The 22,893-nt window shown below is 71.7% G+C and carries 15 protein-coding genes and 2 pseudogenes; 15 read left to right on the forward strand and 2 right to left on the reverse strand.

What is annotated here, in order from left to right:
* The first annotated feature begins 21 nt into the window (after positions 1-21).
* The 8 genes from ACIGXP_RS28590 to ACIGXP_RS28625 all read left to right on the forward strand — a co-directional run bounded on the left by ACIGXP_RS28590 (position 22) and on the right by ACIGXP_RS28625 (position 11,235).
* On the forward strand, positions 22-1,026 hold the full coding sequence (locus tag ACIGXP_RS28590; RefSeq protein WP_399773028.1) for a sugar ABC transporter substrate-binding protein: 1,005 nt from the start codon (positions 22-24) through the stop codon (positions 1,024-1,026).
* The gene (locus ACIGXP_RS28595) at positions 1,023-2,051 is read left to right on the forward strand and encodes an ABC transporter permease (RefSeq protein ID WP_399773030.1); all 1,029 of its coding nucleotides are present in this window, start codon (positions 1,023-1,025) and stop codon (positions 2,049-2,051) included. The genes ACIGXP_RS28590 and ACIGXP_RS28595 overlap by 4 nt, the downstream gene beginning before the upstream one ends.
* Entirely contained in the window at positions 2,048-2,818 is a 771-nt protein-coding gene (locus tag ACIGXP_RS28600; protein ID WP_399773032.1) for an ATP-binding cassette domain-containing protein, read from the forward strand. Before ACIGXP_RS28595 ends, ACIGXP_RS28600 begins: the two co-directional genes overlap by 4 nt.
* Before the next feature lie 119 nt (positions 2,819-2,937).
* Entirely contained in the window at positions 2,938-4,083 is a 1,146-nt protein-coding gene (locus ACIGXP_RS28605; protein WP_363216573.1) for an ROK family glucokinase, read from the forward strand.
* The gene (locus ACIGXP_RS28610; RefSeq protein WP_363216572.1) at positions 4,080-4,661 is read left to right on the forward strand and encodes a sugar kinase; all 582 of its coding nucleotides are present in this window, start codon (positions 4,080-4,082) and stop codon (positions 4,659-4,661) included. The genes ACIGXP_RS28605 and ACIGXP_RS28610 overlap by 4 nt, the downstream gene beginning before the upstream one ends.
* 109 nt (positions 4,662-4,770) lie before the next feature.
* Positions 4,771-7,638 carry an SNF2-related protein gene (locus ACIGXP_RS28615; RefSeq protein WP_399773083.1) on the forward strand — a complete coding sequence of 956 codons (2,868 nt, stop codon included), beginning with the start codon at positions 4,771-4,773 and terminating at the stop codon, positions 7,636-7,638.
* Between the two features lie 368 nt (positions 7,639-8,006).
* Positions 8,007-10,289, forward strand: a complete 2,283-nt coding sequence (locus ACIGXP_RS28620) for an SWIM zinc finger family protein (RefSeq protein WP_399773036.1) — start codon at positions 8,007-8,009, stop codon at positions 10,287-10,289.
* Between the two features lie 208 nt (positions 10,290-10,497).
* Entirely contained in the window at positions 10,498-11,235 is a 738-nt protein-coding gene (locus tag ACIGXP_RS28625) for a VC0807 family protein (protein WP_399773038.1), read from the forward strand.
* A gap of 179 nt (positions 11,236-11,414) precedes the next feature.
* Here the strand turns inward: ACIGXP_RS28625 and ACIGXP_RS28630 are convergent, their stop codons facing one another.
* On the reverse strand, positions 11,415-12,992 hold the full coding sequence (locus tag ACIGXP_RS28630) for a Na+/H+ antiporter (protein WP_399773042.1): 1,578 nt from the start codon (positions 12,990-12,992) through the stop codon (positions 11,415-11,417).
* A gap of 325 nt (positions 12,993-13,317) precedes the next feature.
* Here ACIGXP_RS28630 and ACIGXP_RS28635 point away from each other — a divergent pair, with 325 nt between their 5' ends.
* From ACIGXP_RS28635 to ACIGXP_RS28665, 7 genes and pseudogenes are all read left to right on the forward strand, one after another.
* A complete protein-coding gene (locus ACIGXP_RS28635) occupies positions 13,318-15,159 on the forward strand; it encodes an APC family permease (RefSeq protein ID WP_399773045.1) in 1,842 nt (613 codons plus the stop codon).
* A gap of 207 nt (positions 15,160-15,366) precedes the next feature.
* Positions 15,367-15,456, forward strand: a complete 90-nt coding sequence (kdpF, locus tag ACIGXP_RS28640; RefSeq protein WP_175435521.1) for a K(+)-transporting ATPase subunit F — start codon at positions 15,367-15,369, stop codon at positions 15,454-15,456.
* Positions 15,457-15,465: 9 nt separating this feature from the next.
* The gene (gene kdpA / locus ACIGXP_RS28645) at positions 15,466-17,127 is read left to right on the forward strand and encodes a potassium-transporting ATPase subunit KdpA (protein ID WP_399773049.1); all 1,662 of its coding nucleotides are present in this window, start codon (positions 15,466-15,468) and stop codon (positions 17,125-17,127) included.
* On the forward strand, positions 17,127-19,253 hold the full coding sequence (kdpB, locus tag ACIGXP_RS28650; RefSeq protein ID WP_399773053.1) for a potassium-transporting ATPase subunit KdpB: 2,127 nt from the start codon (positions 17,127-17,129) through the stop codon (positions 19,251-19,253). The genes kdpA and kdpB overlap by 1 nt, the downstream gene beginning before the upstream one ends.
* Before the next feature lie 8 nt (positions 19,254-19,261).
* Entirely contained in the window at positions 19,262-19,894 is a 633-nt protein-coding gene (locus ACIGXP_RS28655) for a potassium-transporting ATPase subunit C (protein ID WP_399773055.1), read from the forward strand.
* A gap of 32 nt (positions 19,895-19,926) precedes the next feature.
* Positions 19,927-20,619 (forward strand): response regulator, encoded by a 693-nt coding sequence (locus ACIGXP_RS28660; protein ID WP_399773058.1) that lies wholly within the window; start codon positions 19,927-19,929, stop codon positions 20,617-20,619.
* A 170-nt stretch (positions 20,620-20,789) separates the two neighbouring features.
* Positions 20,790-20,906 (forward strand): annotated as a pseudogene (locus tag ACIGXP_RS28665) (3-oxoadipate enol-lactone hydrolase); the annotation flags it as partial.
* Positions 20,907-21,446: 540 nt separating this feature from the next.
* On the opposite strand, the pseudogene ACIGXP_RS28670 reads toward ACIGXP_RS28665, so the two are convergent.
* Positions 21,447-22,489 (reverse strand): annotated as a pseudogene (locus ACIGXP_RS28670) (fatty acid desaturase family protein).
* Positions 22,490-22,893 lie beyond the last annotated feature (404 nt).

Raw genomic sequence — 22,893 nt, forward strand, 5'->3', positions numbered from 1 at the left:
AGCAAGAAGGGGCACTGCCTCGTGGCACGGTTTCGGATCTGGGCGGTCATCGCGCTGACAGGGGCACTTTCGGTGTCCCTGGGGGCCTGCAGCAGCACCGGAGGCAAGCGGGCCGAGGACGCCCGCAAGGCCGCCGCGGCCCAGGGGAGGGCGGCGGTGAACACCCCGCGCTGGACCTTCGCGATGATCACCCACTCGGGAGACGGCGACACCTTCTGGGACATCGTGCAGAGCGGCGCCAAGCAGGCCGCCGTCAAGGACAACATCAACTTCCTCTACTCGCACGACGACGAGGCCCAGCAGCAGGCGCAGCTGGTGGACGCGGCGGTCGACAAGAAGGTCGACGGCATCATCGTCACCCTCGCCAAGCCGGACGCCATGAAGGCCGCGGTGGCCCGCGCCGAGAAGGCCGGCATCCCGGTCATCACCGTGAACTCCGGCTCCGCCGAGTCCAAGGCCTTCGGCGCCCTCACCCACATCGGGCAGGACGAGACGATCGCCGGCGAGGCCGTCGGCGACGAACTGAACGGGCGCGGGAAGAAGAAGGCCCTGTGCGTGCTGCACGAGCAGGGCAACGTCGGCCACGAACAGCGCTGCGACGGCATCGCCAAGACCTTCCACGGCACGCTGCAGAAGCTCTACGTCAACGGCACCAACATGCCCGACGTCCAGTCCGCCATCGAGGCCAGGCTCCAGGCCGACGGCTCCGTCGACTCCGTCGTCACCCTCGGCGCGCCGTACGCGGACACCGCCGTGAAGGCCAAGGCCGACGCCGGCAGCAAGGCCGAGATCGACACCTTCGACCTCAATGCCAAGGTCGCTGCCTCCCTGAAGGGCGGCACCCTCGGCTTCGCCGTGGACCAGCAGCCGTACCTCCAGGGCTACGAGGCGGTCGACCTGCTGTGGGCCTACAAGTACAACGGCGACGTCCTCGGCGGCGGCAAGCCGGTCCTGACCGGCCCGCAGATCATCACCAAGGACCAGGCCTCCGCGCTGGCCGCGTACACCGAGCGGGGCACCCGATGAGCACATCCGCTGATGAAAGGATTCTGCAGACCTCGCCGCTGAGAAGACTGCTCTCCCGGCCCGAACTGGGCTCGGTGGTCGGCGCACTCGCCGTCTTCGTCTTCTTCGCCTTCGCAGCCGACGGCTTCCTGCGCGCCGCCAGCCTCAGCACGGTCCTGTACGCCTCCTCGACCATCGGCATCATGGCCGTACCCGTGGCCCTGCTGATGATCGGCGGCGAGTTCGACCTGTCGGCCGGCGTCCTGGTGACGTCGTCCGCGCTGATCTCGTCGATGTTCAGCTACCAGATGACGGCGAACACCTGGGTCGGCGCCGGCGTGTCCCTCCTCGTGACGCTGGCCGTCGGCGCCTTCAACGGCTTCCTGCTCACCCGCACGAAACTGCCCAGCTTCATCGTCACGCTGGGCACCTTCCTGATGCTGACCGGCATGAACCTCGGCTTCACCAAGCTGATCGACGGCACGGTCTCCACCAAGACCATCGCCGACATGGAGGGCTTCCCGAGCGCCCACGCCGTCTTCGCCTCGGCCCTCACCCTCGGCGGCGTCGACTTCAAGGTCACCATCCTGTGGTGGCTGGGCCTGGTCGCCCTCGCCTCCTGGATCCTGCTGCGCACCCGAGCCGGCAACTGGATCTTCGCCGTCGGCGGCAACGAGGACGCGGCCCGCGCCGTCGGCGTCCCGGTCGCCAGAACCAAGATCGCCCTCTATATGGGCGTGGCCTTCGGCGCCTGGATCTCCGGCCAGCACCTGCTCTTCTCCTTCGACGCCGTCCAGTCCGGCGAGGGCGTCGGCAACGAGCTGATCTACATCATCGCGGCCGTCATCGGCGGCTGCCTGATCACCGGCGGCTACGGCAGCGCGATCGGCTCCGCCGTGGGCGCCCTCCTGTTCGGCATGACCAGCAAGGGCATCGTCTTCGCCGAGTGGAACCCCGACTGGTTCAAGTTCTTCCTCGGAGCGATGCTGCTCCTCGCGACCCTGCTCAACGCCTGGGTCCGCAAGCGCGCGGAGGCGAGCAAGTGACACTCGTGGAGCTGACCGACGTCAGCAAGCGCTACGGCACCGTCCGCGCCCTGGAAGGCGTCTCCCTGGAGGTCCACGCGGGCGAGATCACCTGCGTCCTGGGTGACAACGGCGCGGGCAAGTCGACCCTGATCAAGATCATTGCGGGCCTGCACCGCCACGACGGCGGCACCCTGCGCATCGAGGGCGAGGAGACCCGCCTCACCTCCCCGCGCGAGGCCCTGGACCGGGGCATCGCCACCGTCTACCAGGACCTGGCCGTCGTCCCGCTGATGCCGGTCTGGCGCAACTTCTTCCTGGGCTCCGAGCCCCGCAAGGGCGTCGGCCCCTTCAAGCGCCTGGACACCGACCTCATGCGCCGCACCACCCGCGAGGCACTGCTCCGCATGGGCATCGACCTCCGCGACGTCGACCAGCCCATCGGTACCCTCTCCGGCGGCGAACGCCAGTGCGTGGCGATCGCCCGCGCCGTCCACTTCGGCGCGAAGGTCCTGGTCCTGGACGAGCCGACGGCGGCGCTGGGGGTGAAGCAGTCCGGTGTGGTCCTGAAATATGTGGCCGCGGCACGTGACGAGGGCCTGGGCGTTGTCTTGATCACCCACAATCCGCACCACGCACACCTGGTGGGGGACAGGTTCGTGCTGCTGCGAAGGGGCACCATGGTGGGGAATTGCACACGGGACGAAACAACACTGGACGAGCTGACCAAGCAGATGGCGGGCGGAGCCGACCTGGACGCTCTGGTCCATGAACTGCAGCGAGGTTGAGGGGCGCGGGGCAGTGCGCGAGTGACCGCGACGCATGCCGCACCCGGCGACGCTCGCGCCTTCCCCTCCCCCTGTCCCGTACGTCACCCACATCAGCGGTGAGGCAGAATCGACAAACGATGAGCACCTACCGCGACCTCACCGCCCCCATCGGCTCCCGCCGAGCCCCGGTCCTCCGTACGGTCGGGACCAGGGAACGCCGCTCCCACCTGACCGCACCCCGGGTGCCCACGGTCGGCATCGACATCGGCGGCACCAAGGTCATGGCGGGCGTCGTGGACGCCGACGGCAACATCCTGGAGAAGCTCCGCACGGAGACCCCGGACAAGTCCAAGAGCCCGAAGGTCGTCGAGGACACCATCGTCGAACTGGTCCTGGACCTGTCCGACCGGCACGACGTGCACGCGGTCGGCATCGGCGCGGCCGGCTGGGTCGACGCCGACCGCAACCGCGTGCTGTTCGCCCCCCACCTGTCCTGGCGCAACGAACCGCTGCGCGACCGGCTGAGCGGCCGCCTCTCCGTGCCGGTCCTCGTGGACAACGACGCCAACACGGCCGCCTGGGCGGAGTGGCGCTTCGGCGCAGGGAGGGGCGAGGACCACCTCGTCATGATCACGCTCGGCACCGGCATCGGCGGCGCCATCCTGGAGGACGGCCAGGTCAAGCGCGGCAAGTTCGGGGTCGCCGGCGAGTTCGGCCATATGCAGGTCGTCCCCGGAGGGCACCGGTGCCCGTGCGGCAACCGCGGCTGCTGGGAGCAGTACAGCTCCGGGAACGCTCTCGTCCGCGAGGCCAAGGAGCTGGCCGCCGCCGACTCGCCGGTGGCCTACGGGATCATCGAACACGTCAAGGGCAACATCGACGACATCACCGGCCCGACGATCACCGAGCTGGCCCGCGAGGGCGACGCCATGTGCGTGGAACTGCTCCAGGACATCGGCCAGTGGCTCGGCGTCGGCATCGCCAACCTCGCCGCCGCCCTCGACCCCTCCTGCTTCGTCATCGGCGGCGGCGTCTCGGCCGCCGACGACCTGCTCATCGGCCCGGCCAGAGACGCCTTCAAGCGCCATCTCACCGGCCGGGGCTACCGCCCCGAGGCCCGCATCACCCGCGCCCAGCTCGGCCCCGAGGCCGGCATGGTCGGCGCCGCCGATCTGGCCCGGCTGGTCGCCCGCCGGTTCCGCCGGGCCAAGCGCCGCCGGGTGGAGCGCTACGAGCGCTACGAGCGGTACGCCCAGGCCCGGCGCGACCGGGACACCGCATGACCGCGTCGCTGCCCCGCCAGGCCGCCCCGCCGGACCAGCCGCACCGCACCGCCGAGACCCCCCGGCACAGGGCCCGGCGCCGCGCGCTCACCCTGCTGATCATCGGCCTGCTGATCGGCGTGCCCGCGCGCTACCTGGTGATCTCCGCCAACCTGAGCCGCGACAGCGGCAAGGACAAGGAGGCGAAGTACTCGGCGACCGGCCTGACCCCGGGCGCGCCGTCGAAGGTGCAGTGCCGTCTCTACCAGGTGCCCGTGCCGCACCCGGCCGATGCCACCGCCTCCTACGAGACGAACAACTGGAAGACCAGCCGGCTCTACGCGCAGTTCCGCACCAACGCCGCCGGCCTGGACAGCTTCCTGCAGACCATGGGCACCCGCCGGGACCGGCTGAAGAAGGGCGACATCGCCATCGGCACCCGCGACCAGAAGGTCAGCGGCTGGCACTTCACCGGACCCGGCCCCTGGTGGGGACTGACCCATGAGCAGAAGAACCCGGCGCCGACCCAGGACGTCGTGGTGAACCTGTCCGACCCGAAGAACCCGATGGTCTACGTCGTCTCCCGCACGGTGCCGTGAACACCGGCCCCGGCCGGTGCCCGGGGCCGATTGTCAGACCCCGCCCGTAGAGTCGAAGACATCTGATCCGACACACGGGCGGGAGGTGGCAGGACGTATGACAGAACGGATGTACGGCGGCACGGCCGCGGTGGCCGACCGCACGCGGGGTTCCGGCCCGGCCGGGAACCCGGCCCCGGTGCGCCTCCCCTCCGTCTATCTGCCCGCGCCCCTCCCGCGCGAGGGCCGCATCGCCTTCTGGGACCCCGACGGCGGCTCCGTCGAGGGCGGCACCGCCGAGCTCACGGTCGTACGACGCCACGGCGCCGGTGTGCGCCGCCGGCAGGTACCCGCGCTGACCCTGCCGCTCACCGAGGCCCTGCCGCTGCTGGTCCGGGCCCGGCGCGACCCGGCCGCCCATCCGGCCACGGCCTGCTGGGGCGCCGCCGCGCTGCACGCGCTGCGGCTGGTCGCGCGCGGCCGCCTGCTGCCGGGCCTGACCCCGGGTGGGCACGACGCCTGGCGGGCCGGCCCGCTGGAGCCGGACGACATCGCCCACGCCCGCGCGATCGCCGCGGCTCTTCCCCCCGAGGGCCATGCGGTACCCCTCCCGGACCCGGGGCCGCTGCGGCTGCCCGAGCCGGAGGCGCTCGTCCGTCACTTCCTGGACGCGGTCGCCGACACCCTGCCCCGCACCCCGGCCGCCCCGTTCACCTGCGGGCGGCCCTTCGCCGCCCCGGAGCCGGTGGCGCTGCCGCAGGCTCATGAGTGGGCGGCCGAGGTCGCCGCCGGCATGGACGCGGGCGTACGCATCTCGCTCCGCCTGGATCTGTCGGCGTACGACGTCTTCGACGCCGGCGCGAGCGACGACACCCCCCAGACGACCGACCTGAGAAACGCCGGCGCCGCCATCGTGCAGGTGCACAGCCTCGCCGACCCCACCCTGGTGGCCGACGCGACGGCCCTGTGGGCAGGGGAGGCCGACACGGCGTTCGGGCCCCGCGCGCGCGTGGACGCCGCCCTCGCCGTGCGGCGCGCGGCACGCGTGTGGCCGCCGCTGGACCGGCTCGCAGAACAGGACGTGCCCGACGTCCTCGCCCTCTCGGAGGACGAGCTCGGCGACCTGCTCGGTGTGGCGGCCACCCGGCTGGCCGCAGCCGGGGTCGCCGTGCACTGGCCCCGGGACCTCGCCCGCGACCTCACGGCCACCGCGGTGGTCCGCCCGGCGCCCGGCTCGGCGACCGACGGCACCGGCTTCTTCGAGAGCGAGGACCTGCTCCGGTTCCGCTGGCAGCTGGCGCTGGGCGGGGACCCGCTCAGCGAAGCCGAGATGGACGCCCTCGCCGAGGCCCACCGTCCGGTCGTACGACTGCGGGACCGCTGGGTGCTGGTCGACCCGGCCCTCGTCCGCAAGGCCCGCAAACGCGAACTGGGCCTGCTCGACCCGGTCGACGCGCTGTCCGTCGCGCTCACCGGCACCGCCGACGTCGACGGCGAGACCGTCGAGGCCGTCCCGGTCGGTGCGCTGGCCGCCCTCCGTGACCGGCTCACCGCGGGCCTGCGCCCCGCCGAGCCGCCCGCCGGCCTCGCCGCCACCCTCCGTGACTACCAACTGCGCGGTCTGGCCTGGCTGGACCTGATGACCTCCCTCGGCCTGGGCGGCTGCCTCGCCGACGACATGGGCCTCGGCAAGACCGTCACCCTCATCGCCCTGCACCTGAAGCGGGCCCGCACCGAACCGACCCTCGTGGTCTGCCCGGCCTCCCTGCTCGGCAACTGGCAGCGGGAGATCACCCGGTTCGCGCCCGGTGTGCCCGTCCGCCGCTTCCACGGCCCCGAACGCACCCTGGACGGCCTGGACGGCGGCTTCGTCCTCACCACGTACGGCACCATGCGCTCCACCGCGGCCCGCCTGGCCGAACAGACCTGGGGCATGGTCGTCGCCGACGAGGCCCAGCACGTGAAGAACCCGTACTCCGCGACCGCCAGGGCCCTGCGCACCATCCCGGCCCCCGCGCGCGTGGCGCTGACCGGCACCCCGGTCGAGAACAACCTCTCCGAACTGTGGGCCCTGCTCGACTGGACCACCCCGGGACTCCTCGGCCCGCTGAAGTCCTTCCGCGCCCGGCACGCGCGAGCGGTGGAGAACGGCGAGGCCGACGAGAACCCGGCGGCGGTCGAGCGCCTGGCCCGCCTGGTGCGGCCGTTCCTCCTGCGCCGCAAGAAGTCCGACCCCGGCATCGTCCCCGAACTGCCGCCCAAGACCGAGACGGACCACCCGGTGCCGCTCACCCGTGAACAGGCCGCGCTGTACGAGGCGGTGGTGCGCGAGTCGATGCTCACCATCGAGACGGCCGAGGGCATCGCCCGCCGGGGCCTGGTCCTGAAGCTGCTGGGCGCGCTGAAGCAGATCTGCGACCACCCGGCGCTGTACCTGAAGGAGGAGACACACCCCGACCGGCTCGTGGCCCGCTCCGGCAAACTCGCCCTGCTGGACGAGCTGTTGGACACCGTCCTCGCCGAGGACGGCTCGGCGCTCGTCTTCACCCAGTACGTCGGCATGGCCCGCCTCATCACCGCCCACCTGTCCGCCCGGGCGATCCCGGTCGACCTCCTGCACGGCGGCACACCGGTCCCCGAGCGCGAGCGCATGGTCGACCGCTTCCAGGACGGCGAGACCCCGGTCCTCGTCCTCTCCCTCAAGGCAGCGGGCACCGGCCTGAACCTCACCCGCGCGGGCCATGTCGTCCACTTCGACCGCTGGTGGAACCCGGCCGTCGAGGAACAGGCCACCGACCGCGCGTACCGCATCGGCCAGACCCAGCCGGTCCAGGTCCACCGCCTGGTCACCGAGGGCACGGTCGAGGACCGCATCGCCGAGATGCTCGCCGCCAAGCGTGCCCTGGCCGACGCCATCCTCGGCTCCGGCGAGGCGGCCCTCACCGAACTGACCGACCGCGAGCTGTCCGACCTCGTCTCCCTGCGGAGGACCGCATGACAGCCCCCGCCCCCCGCCCCGGCGACGCCGCCCGCCGCGCCCTGCGGGCAGCACGGCAACAGGCCGCGACCGAGCCCGCGGAACGGGCCGGTGGCACACCGGACGCGTCGTCGACGGCAGTTCAGCACGGGCCCGGCGTGAGCGGCGGTTCGGTTCAGGCCGGTCCGGGCGCGGCCGAGCGGGGCGGTCACTGCGGACCGGGCGCCTCGGAGGGGTCTTTCCAGGCCGGGCCCCATGCGTCGGAGGGGCCGGAGGGGGCTGTTGGCCCGGTGGCCGGTGTTTCCGACCGTGCTGTTGAGCGAGTGGCTGCTGTTTCGGTGGGTGCCGTCGGGCGAGCAGTGGGTGCTTCGGAGGGTGCTGCGGCGCCAGTGACGGGAGCTTCGTCGGGGGCCGTCGGGCGAGCGGGGGACGCCTCCGCGACCACCGTCTCCGGCGCGGCGGGGGCTACGGATGTGCCGGGCGAGGTGGCGCCGGGACGCCCCGCGACCACCGGCCCGAGGCCCGGCGACGCGGCGCGCGCGGCACTCCGGGCCGCGGTGTCCGCGCGGCGGAACGAGCGCGAAGCTCCGACGGCTGCTGCGGTGCCCCCGAGCCGGGGCGACGACGAGGTACAGCCGGCCTCCGCTTCCCCCACCGCCGCTTCCGCGCCGGCCGGCGCGAGCAGCCCCCGTCAGGACGACGCCCCGGACGGTGTCGGGACGGTGCCGCAGGCCCGTGCCGAGGGCTCGGCGGGCGGACGCCCCGCCGACGTCGCTCGGGAAGCGCTGCGTACGGCCCGGCGCGAGGCGCTGCGTGCGGAAGCGGACGAGGCCGCGCGACAGGGTACGCGGGTGGCGGAGCCGCGGGTCCGACACCAGACACGCGCCACGGGAAACCCCGGCTCGCCGGTGCCGAGCGCCGGGTCGGGGCCGGACGCCGCCTCCCGGGCCGCCCGGCTCAAAGCCGCCCAGGACATGCGGCACTACCTGGCGAACGCCTTCCGGATGCCGACGTGGTCGGACACCCCGGAGGACGACACAAGCACGGTCGGAGCCGGCGACACCACCGGGAACACCGACTCCGCCGAGCCGCGCCGCACGCCTGCGTCGACCGCGTCGCCGCACTCACCGCTCACCGACTCCACCGAGCCGCGCCGCACGCCTGCCGCCCCCGCCGGGGACCCCACGGCCACCGAGTCGGCCACCCCGCACACGCCTCCTGCGACAGCCACCCCCGCCACCCCGCACCTGACGACTCCGCATCCCGCCACCCCGCCCACTACGACCCTGCCCGCTACGACCCCGTCTTCCACCGCCCCGCACCCGACGGCCCCGCCCTCCACCGCCCCGCACCCCACGACGCCCAGCCGCTCCACCCCCGCTTCCCCCCACGTGCCGCCCACCATGGCCAGCCCCCACCGCGACACCGAGCTGCGGCGCACCTTCGCGGCGTTCGGGGCGCGTGAGGCCGGGGCCGGGGAGGTGCCGTTCGCGGCGACCTGGTGGGGCAACGCCTGGGTGGAGGCGCTGGAGCAGGGCGCGTTGGATCCCAAGCGGCTGGCCCGCGGACGCGGATACGCGGACCAGGGCCACGTGGACGCGATCACCGTCACCCCGGGGCTCGTGCTGGCGTACGTGCGCGGGAGCCGCCCCCGGCCGTACCGGGTCCAGGTGCGGGTCCGGACGCTGGAGGACGAGGACTGGGCGCGGTTCCTGGAGGTGGCCGCCGACCGGCCGGGACACATCGCCGCACTGCTCGACAAGGAGCTGCCGCACTCGCTCGCCGACTGCGGGGTTCCCCTGCTGCCCGGCCCCGGTGACCTCGTCCCGCGGTGCAGCTGCCCCGACTCCGGGCACCCCTGCAAGCACGCGGCGGCGCTCTGCTACCAGACGGCACGGCTGCTCGACGCCGACCCGTTCGTGCTGCTCCTGCTGCGGGGCCGGGGTGAGAAGGACCTGCTCGACGCGCTCTCCCGGCGCAGCGCCGCCCGCGCGGCCCGCGCCGCCCAGGAGCGGCAGCCGCAGTCCCTGCCCGGGGTACGGGCCACCGATGTCCTGGCTCCGCGCGCACTCCCGCCGCTGCCGCCGCCGTTGCCGGCACCCCCGCACCCCGAGCAGCCACCGGTGTATCCGGCGGCACCCGGCGGCCCGGACCCCTTCGCGCTGGACCAGCTGGCGACCGACGCCGCCGCCCGCGCCCATGCGCTGCTCGGCACCGGACGTGACCCGGTGGGCGAGCTGACGCTGTGGCAGGACGCGGTGCGCCTGGCCGCCGCCCGCCCCGGTTCCGGCCTCACCGCCACCACCCGCACCCTCTATGCCGCGCTCGCCGCGGCCGCAGGCCGCACCCCGGCCGACCTCGCGCGTGCCGTCGCCGCCTGGCGGCAGGGCGGGCTCGCGGGCCTGGCCGTGCTGGAGGAGCCGTGGGATCCGCCGGCCGGCCGCTTCGACCGGGCCCGCCCGTTGCTGCTCGCCGCCGACCTGCCGGCGTTCCGCCCCTGGCGCAACCGCCTCACGCACCCGCGCGGCCATGTCCAGCTCCGCCTGGGCCGTGACGGCCTGTGGTACGCCTACGAGTCGGAGCCAGGCCACGACGACTGGTGGCCCCGCGGCACCCCGGACCTCGACCCGGTGGGCGCGCTGACGGGCCTCGGCACACCGGACGCCACCTGACCGGGAACCAGGGGCGCGGTCACCTCCCTGCCGGCGAACGGCCGCCCCGGACCGGGTGGCGCCGGCGCTTGCCAAAACGGATCTTGTTCGTGAATGATCACGCCCGGCGGGGTGTGCCGAGCTGACGGTGGCTTTTGTTCTGTCTCACTGCCGCACACCGCCCCATCGTGAGGCGACCGCTTTCATCAGCAAGAACTTCGGGGGATACATGTCTGCTCAGGATGCCATGGGCATGCCAATAACGTCGGAAGCGCGGGCGGCACAGACGGAGGACCGCCCGCTGCCGCCCGCCCGGTCCCGGGGCAGTGCCCTGGTCGGCTGGTTCCTCACCATCGCGCTGAACGTCGCGGCGCCGATCCTCACCTACAACGCCCTGCGCGATCAGGGGTGGAGCGAGTTCGCCGCGCTGCTGGCGAGCGGTGCCTGGCCGGTGCTCGACAGCGCCGTGCACCTTGCCTGGCGGCGCCGCCTCGACGAGTTCGCCATCGTGACCCTGGTGTTCCTGGTCATCACGGCTGTCGTCTCACTCGTCGGCGCCCACTCGGCCCGGGCCCTGCTGGTCAAGGACTCGGTCATCACCGGGCTCTTCGGCCTGCTGTGCCTGGTGACGCTGCTGGCGCCGCGACCGCTCATGTTCTACTTCGGCCGCAAGTTCGCCACCGACGGCAGCGCCGCGAGCACCTCGTGGTGGAACGGCCTCTGGGAGTTCGAAGGCTTTCGCACCACCGTGCGGACGATGACGGCGGTCTGGGGTGTGGCCTACTGCGCCGAGGCGGTGGTCCGCGTTGCGCTGGCCTCCGCGCTGAGCATCGACACCATGGTGGCCCTGAGCCCGGTCCTGATCTACGGCGTCCTCGGCAGCCTCATCCTGTGGACGGTGCTGTACGGCAAGCGGGCACGCCGCAGAGGCGAGGAGCGCACCGCCGCGGCCGCCGCCCAGCGGTAGGGCCCGGCGCACTTCCGGCCCGCCGAACCGACCCGCCACGCCGAACCGGCCGGCCACGCCGTCGGCCGGGCCCGCGCCGTCCGCGGCCACCTGCGCAGGCGCGGCATCCGGCAGCACCCGTCACCCGTCGAGTGCGTCAACCGCCCGCACGGTCGGGGGTGTGTCAACGCCCGCACGCCCTAGGCGTCCGTCAGCCGGGCCTCCTCCAGGTCCAGTGCGCGCTGCAGCCTGCGGCGGGTGGTGTCGCTGATGGCGTGGGCGTCGTAGAGCCGCTGGAGTTCCCCCGCCTCGACGGCGATCAGGTCGCGCCGCAGCTGGCGGTAGACCAGGTCGGCGGACTCGGCGGCCGCGCCGTCGGTGCCCTCGCTCCCGGCCAGGCGGTCGCGGGCGTCGTCGAGGCGGGCGGTCAGGCCGCGGCGGAGCCGGTCGAGAACGACGTCGGGTACGACCTCGAGCTCCGCGAGTTCCTCCAGTCGGGCCAGGCCGGCGTGTGCGAGGTGGGCGCGGGCCCGGGCCTCCTCGCGTGCGGTGTGGGCGGGCTCCAGGGCGATGCCGGAGGCGCGCACGACCGGGGCCAGGGTGAAGCCCTGCCCGACCAGGGTGACGACCACGACCGAGGTGGTCAGGACCAGCACCAGCGGGCGGTCGGCGAGCGGGGTGCCGTTCCCGGTGACCTCGGGGATGGACAGGGCGGCGGCCAGCGGCATCACCCCGCGGGTGCCGGCCCAGGTGAGCACCATCGGCAGCCGCCAGTTCCCACGGCTGAGGCCGCCCTCGCGCTGCACGACCGCGGACAGCGGCGCCAGCCACAGCAGGCGTACGGCGATGAGCGTGGCGGCGACCGCGAGGGCGTACAGCGGCCAGGTCCGGTCGCCGTCGGCCAGCGCCCGCACCTGCGCGGGCAGCGCCAGCCCTATGAGGCTGAACACCACGCTTTCCAGCAGGAACACCACCGTGCCGTACACGGCGTGCAGCTGGAGCCGGATACGGGCGTTGGTGAGCCGGTCGCCCCGGCCGCCCAGGACCACTCCGGCGACCACGCACGAGGTGACACCGGAGGTGTGCGCGACTTCCGCCAGCAGATAGGCGGCGTACGGGGTGACCAGCGCGATCACCGTCTCCAGCACCGGATCCTCGGTGCGGCGCCGGATCAGGGTGATCACCCCGGCCACCGCCGTCCCGATCACCGTGCCACCGCCGGCCAGCAGCAGGAACTGGCCGCCCGCCGCACTCCAGTGGGCAGCCGTCGAGGCCACCGCGATACCGGCCGCCACCCGGACCAGCACCAGCGAGGTCGCGTCGTTGAAGAGGCTCTCCGCCTGCACCAGGACCTGTACCCGGGGCGGCAGGGCGAGCCGGCGGCCGAGCGCGGTGACCGCCACCGGGTCGGTGCTGGCCAGCACGGCCCCGAGCACGAATGCCATCTGCCACGACAGGGGAGTCACGAACGCCGCCACCGCCCCTACGGCGGCCGCCGAGGCCAGGACCAGACCGATCGCGAGGACACCGACCGGTTTCCACACCGCCCGCAGCTCCCGCCACGGCATGTCCTCGGCGCTCGCGTACAGCAGGGGCGGCAGCACCACGAGTCCGATGATCTGCGGGCTGATCTCGATCTGCGGGGTGCCCGGCAGCAGTGCCACGGCCAGGCCGGCGACCACCAGCAGGGAGGGAGCGGGAATGCGCCACCGGCGCGCGAAGGTGGCGACCATCGTGGCGAGGACCACGAGGGCGAGAACCGTACCGACGCTGCGCATGCCGTCCCCCTGGGAGAGCGGAAGCCACCCTGGCCCCCGGCCGACCAGACTTCCCGGCACACCTGCTCTCACCCTAGCGGCCCGGACCACGTCAAGACAGTGTCAAGGTCGTCCGGGCCGCCGCCGAGAAGCCGCCCCGCGGCACCCGAGAGCCCGTCAAGGTCCCGTCAGAATCCGCAGGCTGGGTGCGAAGATGCCGCAAGGAACAGCCGGATGCAGTCGGAATCGGTCAGAACCTGAGTGCATCCGTGCACACGTCAGCCCTCGTGCGCGCTCGGACCAAGAAGCCGGCGAAAGAAGCCGGAGCAAGAAGGAGCACGCGCCCATGCCCGTCCTGACCGCCGAGCCGGATGCCGTCCCCGCCGGCGAGGAGCCCCCTGATGCCGGCGAACCCCACCGCCTGACCGCGATCACGGGCCTCGCGGCGCTGTCGCTGGACGCGATGGCTTCGGTGGCGTACGGCCCGGAAGCGATCGTGCTCGTGCTGGCCGGCGCGGGCGCCCACGGCCTCGGCTTCACGATGCCGGTGACGCTGGCCATCACCGCCCTGCTGGCCGTGCTGGTGGCGTCGTACCGGCAGGTGATCGCGGCCTTCCCGGACGGCGGCGGCTCCTACGCCGTGGCGAGGACGCATCTGGGGGCGCGCACGAGTCTGGTGGCCGCCGCCTCGCTGGTGCTGGACTACGTCCTCAACGTCGCCGTCGCCGTGACGGCGGGCGTGGCGGCCCTGACTTCCGCCTTCCCCGCTCTGTACGACGACCGGCTGTGGCTGTGCCTCGTGGTGCTCGCGCTGATCACCGGCGTCAATCTGCGCGGGATCGCGGAGTCGGCGCGGGTGTTCATCGTGCCGACGGCCGTGTTCGTCGGCTCGGTCCTCGTCCTCGTCGCCGTCGGCCTGTTCCGTTCGCATCCGGTGAGCACGGTGACGGCGGCCGGGCACGCCTCGGCCGTCGCGGACAACGCCTCCGCCGTGGGCGCCCTGCTCCTGCTGAAGGCCTTCGCTTCCGGCTGTGCCGCACTCACCGGCGTCGAGGCCATCGCGAACGCCGTTCCGTCCTTCCGGGTGCCGCGGGTCCGCCGGGCCCAGCGCGCGGAGGTCGGCCTCGGTGCCGTACTCGCTCCGATGCTCATCGGTCTGTCGGTGCTGATCGGCCGCTTCCACCTGCAGCCGGTCGAGGGCGTCACGGTCCTCGCGCAGCTCGCGGACGCCTCGCTCGGCCACAACGGGGCGTTCTACGTCATCCAGTTCGCGACGATGATCCTGCTGGCGCTGTCCGCGAACACCTCCTTCGGCGGGCTGCCGGTCCTGCTGAAGCTGCTCGCCCGCGACAACTACGCGCCGCACGTCTTCGCCCTGAAGGCCGACCGTCAGGTCCACCGGCACGGCGTCCTCGCGCTCGCGGTGGTCTCGGCCGCGCTGCTGGTCTTCTCCGGCGGTGACACCAACACCCTGGTGCCGATGTTCGCCGTCGGTGTCTTCGTCGGCTTCACGATCGCGCAGACCGGGATGGTCCGGCACTGGCGTCGGGCACGGGGGCGGAGGTGGCGCGGGAAGGCGCTGCTCAACGGCTTCGGCGCGCTGCTCACCGGTGTCGCGACCGTGGTCGTGACCGCGAGCAAGTTCGAGGAGGGCGCGTGGCTGATCGTGATCGCGCTGCCGGTGCTGGTCGTCGCCTTCGAGACCGTGCACCGCGCCTATGGCCGGATCGGTGAGCGGCTCGGCCTCGGCCGGATACCGCAGGCCCCGCACCGGGAACGCTCGCTGGTGGTCGTTCCGGTGTCGTCCCTGTCCCGGCTGACCTCGGAGGCGCTGACCGCGGCCGGCTCGCTCGGCGACGAGGTGCGGGCCGTGACCGTGGGCTACCCGGACCCCGAGGACCGGGCCCATCTGTGCGCCCTGGAGCGGGCCTGGGCGGAGTGGGACCCGGGGGTGGAGCTGGTGCGGCTGGCCGCCGAGCGGCGCAGTCTGGGCCGTCCGATCGCCGCCTATGTGCGTGAGGTGGCCGCCACCGAGCCGGGCACGCGGATCACCGTGCTGATCCCGGAGACCGAGCCCGAACGGCTGTGGCAGCGGCTGCTGCAGAACCAGCGGGGTGCCGTCGTCGCCCATGCCGTGCGCCGGGAGACGGACGCGGTGATCTGCCGGCTGCGCTTCCGGCTGCCGTGAGCCGTAAGGGTCCCGTCAAAGCCGTACGGGCCGCCGTAAGAGAGCCGTCAACGACGACCGGATCCGGCCGGACAGGCGGTTTTCTCTAACCGTCCGTTTCCACCGAACCTCACTCCAGGAGTTCACGATGGCCGATCTGGCCTTCGTCGTCACCGTGCTCGCGGGTTTCGCGCTGGTGGCCCTCGTCGCCAAGGGGGTGACGAAGCTGTGACCGCCGAGAACATCACCGGCCTGGTCGTGGCCGTCGCCCTGCTGGGCTATCTCGTCCTCGCCCTGATCTTCCCGGAGAGGTTCTGAGAACAGCACATGAGTCCAGAAGTCGCGGGCTTCCTCCAGCTGCTCGCCCTCATGGGCGCACTGGCGCTCGCCCACATCCCCCTCGGCAACTACATGGCCAAGGTCTACTCCTCGAAGAAGCACCTGCGGGTGGAGAAGTGGATCCACCGGGCCATCGGTGCCAACCCTGACGCCGAGATGACCTGGCCCGCGTACCTGCGCGGTGTGCTGGCCTTCTCCGCCCTCAGCGTCCTCTTCCTCTACCTCCTCCAGCGGCTCCAGGGCGTGCTGCCCGGTTCGCTCGGCTTCTCCTCGGTCGGCCCGGCGCAGTCGTTCAACACGGCCGTGTCGTTCGTGACCAACACCAACTGGCAGTCGTACTACGGTGAGCAGACGATCGGGCATGTCGTCCAGGTCGCCGGTCTGGCCGTGCAGAACTTCGTGTCGGCGGCCGTGGGCATGGCGGTGGCCGTGGCGCTGGTGCGCGGGTTCGCCTGCTCGCGCGGCGGCGAACTCGGCAACTTCTGGTCCGACTTGGTGCGCGGCACGCTGAGGATCCTGGTGCCGGGCGCCGCGATCGCCGCCGTCGTACTGGTGGCGTGCGGGGTGGTCCAGAACTTCTCCGGCATCCATGAGGTCGGGCAGTTCACGGGCGGTGCCCAGCAGTGGAACGGCGGCGCGGTCGCCTCGACGGAGGCCGTCAAGGAGCTGGGCACGAACGGCGGCGGCATCTTCAACGCCAACTCCGCCCACCCCTTCGAGAACCCGACCCCGTTCACCAACCTCCTGGAGATCTTCCTGATCCTGGTGATCCCGGTCTCGCTGACCCGCACCTTCGGCGTGATGGTCGGCTCGGTGAAGCAGGGGTACGCGATCCTCGCCACGATGGGCACGATCTGGCTGGGCTTCACCGCGCTGATGATGTGGACCGAGTTCGCGCACCACGGCCCGGCGCTGCAGATCGCGGGCGGGGCGATGGAGGGCAAGGAGGTCCGCTTCGGGGTCGGCTCCTCGTCGATCTTCGCGACGTCGACGACGCTCACCTCGACGGGTGCGGTGGACTCCTTCCACTCGTCCTTCACCGGCCTGGGCGGCGGGATCGCGATGCTCGGCATGATGCTGGGCGAGATCGCGCCCGGCGGCACCGGCTCCGGCCTCTACGGCATGCTGATCATGGCGGTCATCGCGGTGTTCATCGCCGGCCTGATGGTGGGCCGTACGCCCGAGTACCTGGGCAAGAAGATCGGCGGCCGGGAGATGAAGCTGGCCGCCTGCTACATCCTGGTCACCCCGGCGCTGGTGCTGGTCTTCTCCGCGGCCTCGATGGCGCTGCCGACCCCGCCGCACTCGATGCTCAACTCGGGTGCGCACGGGTTCTCCGAGGTGCTGTACGCCTTCACCTCGGCGTCGAACAACAACGGCTCCGCCTTCGCCGGCCTGAACGCGAACACCGACTGGTTCAACACCATGACCGGACTCGCGATGCTGCTCGGCCGCTTCCTGCCGATGGTGTTCGTCCTGGCCCTGGCCGGTTCGCTCGCCGGGCAGAGGCCGATCCCGGTCACCGCGGGCACCCTGCGCACCGAGAAACCGCTGTTCGCCGGCCTGCTGGTCGGCGCGATCCTGATCATCACCGGTCTCACGTACTTCCCGGCCCTCGCGCTGGGGCCGCTCGCCGAAGGACTGGCGTGATGACCACCCGAACGGAAAACCACGAGGACTCCATGTCCACCCCCACCCTTGCGCCCCACCAGGACGCACCCACCGGGCACAGGCCCGCCGAAGGCCGGGTCGGAGCGGGTCTCTTCGATCCCGAGCAGCTGGTCAGGTCCCTGCCGGAAGCCTTCCGCAAGCTCGACCCGCGGGTGATGGCCAAGTCGCCCGTGATGTTCGTGGTGTGGATCGGCTCGGTCCTGACCACCGTCTTCTCCGCCAAGGACCCGACCGACTGGTTCGGCTGGACGATCAGTGTCTGGCTGTGGCTGACCGTGCTCTTCGCCAACCTCGCCGAGGCGGTCGCCGAGGGCCGGGGCAAGGCGCAGGCGGACACCCTGCGCAAGGCCAGGACCGACACGGTCGCCCGCCGGATCACCGGGGACTTCGAAGAGCGGGTTCCCGGCACCGATCTGCGGATCGGCGACCTGGTGGTCTGCGAGGCCGGCGATGTCATTCCCGGTGACGGTGACGTCGTCGAGGGTGTCGCCTCGGTGGACGAGTCGGCGATCACGGGTGAGTCCGCTCCGGTGATCCGGGAGTCCGGCGGTGACCGTTGCGCCGTCACGGGCGGTACGAAGGTCCTGTCCGACCGGATCGTCATCAGGATCACGACGAAGCCGGGCGAGACCTTCATCGACCGGATGATCAACCTGGTCGAGGGCGCCGCCCGGCAGAAGACGCCCAACGAGATCGCGCTGAACATCCTGCTCGCTTCGCTGACCATCGTCTTCCTGCTGGCCTGCGCCACCCTGCCGCCGTTCGCGACCTACGCGGGCACGCACCTGACCATGGTCGTGCTCGTCGCCCTGCTGGTCTGCCTGATCCCGACCACGATCGGCGCCCTGCTGTCCGCGATCGGTATCGCGGGCATGGACCGGCTGGTGCAGCGCAATGTGCTGGCCATGTCCGGGCGTGCGGTCGAGGCCGCCGGTGACGTGTCGACCCTGCTGCTGGACAAGACGGGCACCATCACGCTCGGCAACCGCCAGGCCGCCGAGTTCGTGCCGGTCAAGGGCACCACCGAGGCGGAGGTGGCCGACGCGGCCCAGCTGTCCTCGCTGGCCGACGAGACCCCCGAGGGCCGTTCCGTCGTCGTCCTCGCCAAGGAGAAGTACGGGCTGCGCGAGCGCCACCAGGGCGAGCTGGTCGGCGCCGAGTGGATCGAGTTCACCGCCCAGACCCGCATGTCGGGTGTGGACGTCGACGGCCGGAAGATCCGCAAGGGTGCAACTGCTTCCGTCCTCGCCTGGGTGGAGGAGCGGGGCGGCACGGTCGCCAAGGACGCGGACGCGACAGCCAACCGCATCTCGGCGGCGGGCGGCACCCCGCTGCTGGTCGCCGTGCACGACGACAGGGGCGCCCGGGTGCTGGGTGTCGTCCACCTCAAGGACGTCGTCAAGCAGGGCATGCGGGAGCGGTTCGAGGAGCTGCGCCGCATGGGCATCAAAACGGTCATGATCACGGGTGACAACCCGCTGACCGCGAAGGCGATCGCCGAGGAGGCGGGCGTCGACGACTTCCTCGCCGAGGCCACGCCCGAGGACAAGATGGCCCTCATCAAGCGGGAGCAGGCGGGCGGCAAGCTGGTCGCGATGACCGGTGACGGCACCAACGACGCCCCGGCCCTCGCCCAGGCGGACGTCGGCGTGGCGATGAACACCGGTACGTCGGCCGCCAAGGAGGCCGGCAACATGGTCGACCTCGACTCCAACCCGACCAAGCTGATCGAGATCGTCGAGATCGGCAAGCAACTCCTCATCACCCGGGGTGCGCTGACGACGTTCTCCATCGCCAATGACGTCGCGAAGTACTTCGCGATCATCCCGGCGCTGTTCGCGGCGGTCCACCCGGGCCTGGACAAGCTGAACATCATGCACCTGTCCTCGCCCGACTCCGCGATCCTGTCGGCCGTCGTCTTCAACGCGCTGATCATCATCGCGCTGGTGCCGCTGTCCCTGAAGGGTGTGCGGTACCGGCCGATGAGCGCCGACAGGATGCTCCGCCGCAACCTCGGGATCTACGGCATCGGCGGCCTGGTCGCACCCTTCATCGGCATCAAGATCATCGACCTGCTCATCTCGCTCATCCCCGGGATCGGGTGAAGTCCACCATGAACAACTCCCTTGCGAACGCAGTCCGGTTGCTGGGCGCGGGCCTCAGGGCACTGCTGGTGCTGACCGTGCTCACCGGCGTCATCTATCCGCTGGCCGTCACAGGTGTGGCCCAGGCGCTCTTCGCCGACCGGGCGAACGGCTCGGAGATCAAGGCGGACGGCAGGGTCGCCGGCTCGTCCCTGATCGGCCAACAGGGGTACGACCTCGCGTACTTCCAGCCCCGCCCGGCCGACGGCCTCGGTACGAACAGCCTCAACACGCAGTACAGGCTGATCCTGTCCGGCGCCACCAACCTGTCCGCCGACAGCAAGAAGCTCGTCGGCTCCGTCGAGCAGGCGAAGGCCGAGGTGGTCAAGGACAATTCCGTACCCGGCTACACGGTCGAGCCGTCCCGGGTCCCCGCCGACGCCGTCACCTCCTCCGGCTCCGGCCTGGACCCGGACATCTCCCCGGCCTACGCGGACCTTCAGGTCCACCGGGTCGCCGTGAGGAACGGCCTGTCCGTCTCCGCCGTGCAGAAGCTGGTCAAGGACCACACCACCGGCCGCACCCTCGGCTTCATGGGCGAACCCCGCGTGAACGTCCTGGAGCTCAACATCGCGCTCAAGGACCTTGTGACGCGCACGTGACCGCCTTATGCATGACAGGAGAGGCACACGCCATGACCAGGGTGCTCGTGGTGGAGGACGACCCGCAGCTCGTGCGGGCCCTCGTCATCAACTTGCAGGCACGTCACTACGGCGTGGACGCCGCCCCCGACGGTGCCACGGCCCTCCGGCTCGCCGCCGCGCGCCGGCCCGACGTGGTCCTGCTCGACCTCGGCCTGCCCGACATGGACGGCATCGACGTCCTCAAGGCACTGCGCGGCTGGACCCGTGCCCCGGTCATGGTCCTGTCCGCGCGGCAGGGGTCCGACGAGAAGGTGGCCGCGCTCGATGCGGGTGCCGACGACTACGTCACCAAGCCGTTCAGCATGGACGAGTTGCTGGCCCGGCTGCGGGCCGCCGTCCGCCGTACCGAGGACACACCGCTCGTGTCGGAGTCGACGCTGGTCGAGACGGCGGACTTCAGCATCGACCTGCTCGCCAAGAAGGCAGTACGCCACGGGCGGGACGTACGGCTCACCCCGACCGAGTGGCATCTGCTGGAGATCCTGGTGACCCACCCCGGCCGGCTGATCACGCAGAAGCACCTGCTGCAGGAGGTGTGGGGCGTCTCGCAGCGCAACAAGACCAACTACCTGCGCGTCTACATGGCGCAGTTGCGCCGCAAGCTGGAGACGGACCCCTCCCACCCCCGCTATCTGATCACCGAGCCCGGCATGGGCTACCGCTTCGAAGGGCGCGGGCGCTGAGGTGCTCGCCGCGCAGCCGGCCCCCAGCCGCCGGGCGGTACGGTCCCGAACTCCCTTCGCGTGTCTCCCTCATACCCTCTGACCAGGGACGTCAGCGCTCCGTCCGCCCCTGACGCCGGGGGCGCCCAGGTTCCTGCCGGGGCGCCCCCGCTGTCCGCTCCGCTCGTGAGATGTGCGAGCGTGAACGGGTGAGCACGACGACGACTGAACTCCTGGAACACGGCTTCGACGGACCGGAAGGCGCCCCGGTCCTGGTCCTGGGACCGTCCCTCGGCACGACCCGCCACAGGTCGTAACGATCGTCCATGGGTGTCCAGCCGCTCCGGGGCGCGCACAAAATTGCAGGTCAGGTCCCTATGGTTCGCGGGTGTCCGCTCAGTTCGTGACAGCGGTGTGTGAGAGGGCGAAGCAGTGAAGCCCTTCCGGGAACCATCCCCCGACGGGGCTTCTGCTCGGAGCCATGAGACGAAGCCCCGCCGGAGCGCTCCGGCGGGGCTTCGCCGTGATCTCGACTGTGCTTGCGCGCATGACCGCGTTCGGCTCCGCACACAGTGCGCGCTCCTGCGATGCTCGCGGGACGCTGGATTTGCGATTGCGCCCATCTGGGAGGGGAGCCGTAAGACGACGCAGCCGCGCCGGGAAGCCGACGGGGCTGTTCCAGCCGCTGGGTCTCACCGGATCACTTCAGCCGGGCACCGGGAAAAGGCGCTGGAGTACGGCAAGGGCATCTGGATGCGTTACAGCTGCCGACTCGTGCAAGCGGTTCGACGGGATTGCCTCCTGGTTCAGACAGGGCGGCGAGATCATCTACCGTCGGCGCCGGTGCGTCATGCTCGGGCGCTGCTGATACGGGCTCGCCGTGGCGCTCCTGCTCGGTGGAGACTGGCGAGTGCTTGCCGGCAGGAGGCGATCAGTCCGGTTTCCAGATAGTCGACTCCCAAGTCCTGGCAGTAGTGGCGGACGAGGGGCCGGGCCCTGCGCAGGTGGGGGCTGGGCATGCTGGGGAACAGGTGGTGTTCGATCTGGTGGTTCAGGCCGCCCAGGGCGAGGTCGGTGAACCAGCTGCCGCGTACGTTGCGTGCGGTGAGGACCTGACGGCGCAGGAAGTCGGGGCGGTCGTTGCCGGTCAGGGTCGGCATGCCCTTGTAGTTGGGGGCGAAGAGGCAGCCGAGGTAGAGGCCGAACAGGCCCTGGTTGACGGCCAGGAACGCGATCGCCATTGGAGGACGAGGAACAGTGCGGTCAGGTAGGCGGCGGTGTGCCCGTAGAGCAGCGTGCCGTCCAGGGCGCGGTTCTTCAGGGTGCGGTTGCCCAGTGCTCGCGCGCTGGAGACATGAAGGTTGACCCCTTCGAGCAGGAGCAGGGGAAAGAAGAGGAACGCCTGCCGACGGCCGATGATCCTCGGCAGTCCGGTCGCGGCACGGGCCTGGTCCTGGGACCACACCAGCAGGTCCGGGGCGATGTCGGGGTCGAGGTCCTCGTGGTTGGGGTTGGCGTGGTGGCGGGTGTGTTTGTCCTGCCACCATCCGTAGCCCATCCCGATCGCGGCCCTGGCGATGCGGCCGGCCGTCTCGCTGGGCCGGCGCCGGCGGAAGACCTGGCGGTGCGCGACGTCGTGGGCGAGCAGAGCCACCTGCCCGAACATCACGGCGAGGAACGCGGCGACCGCCAGGGTCCACCAGCCGGCGCCGATGACGACGAACGCGCTCCAGCCCCCGGCGTAGGCGACGGCCACGGCGATGGACCGGACGGTGTAGTAGCCGGGTCGCCTGTTCATCAGGCCGGCCTCGGCGATCTTCTTCGACAGGCGGGCGAAATCACTGCCGCCTGCGGGGGGAGGCGGGCGACGGGGCGGGGTGTGCGTGGTCATGGTCTCGGTGTGTCCTTCCCGGCTGACGGGCCGCATCCGGTCGGGCGGTGCACGCCGGATGCGATGCGGCAGCCGGGTACCCACATCCCTGCCTTCGGACCGGCACCCGATGCTCGTCGGTCGGAGCTCCGGATGTCGCGGGCTTTGACGTAAGGCCCCCACAGAGGGTGGCTGCTGTCGATGAACCTGCCGCGCTGAAATCGGGGCGAAGCGGCATGACAGGGGTGTAAGACACTAGCCTCGGGCCATGGTGACGCGTACCCGGCTGTATCACGACGGCACTCTGGTCCTGGAGGACTTTCCCGTCAGTGAGCGTTTTCAGTGCGGCCACTGATCGAGTGACGGGGGCGGTGTGAGGTCGGGGTGCGCAACGGACAGGGCTCCCGTGCCGTTGAGGGAGGTGT

The sequence above is a fragment of the Streptomyces sp. NPDC053069 genome, from assembly GCF_044546895.1.
GTDB lineage: Bacteria > Actinomycetota > Actinomycetes > Streptomycetales > Streptomycetaceae > Streptomyces.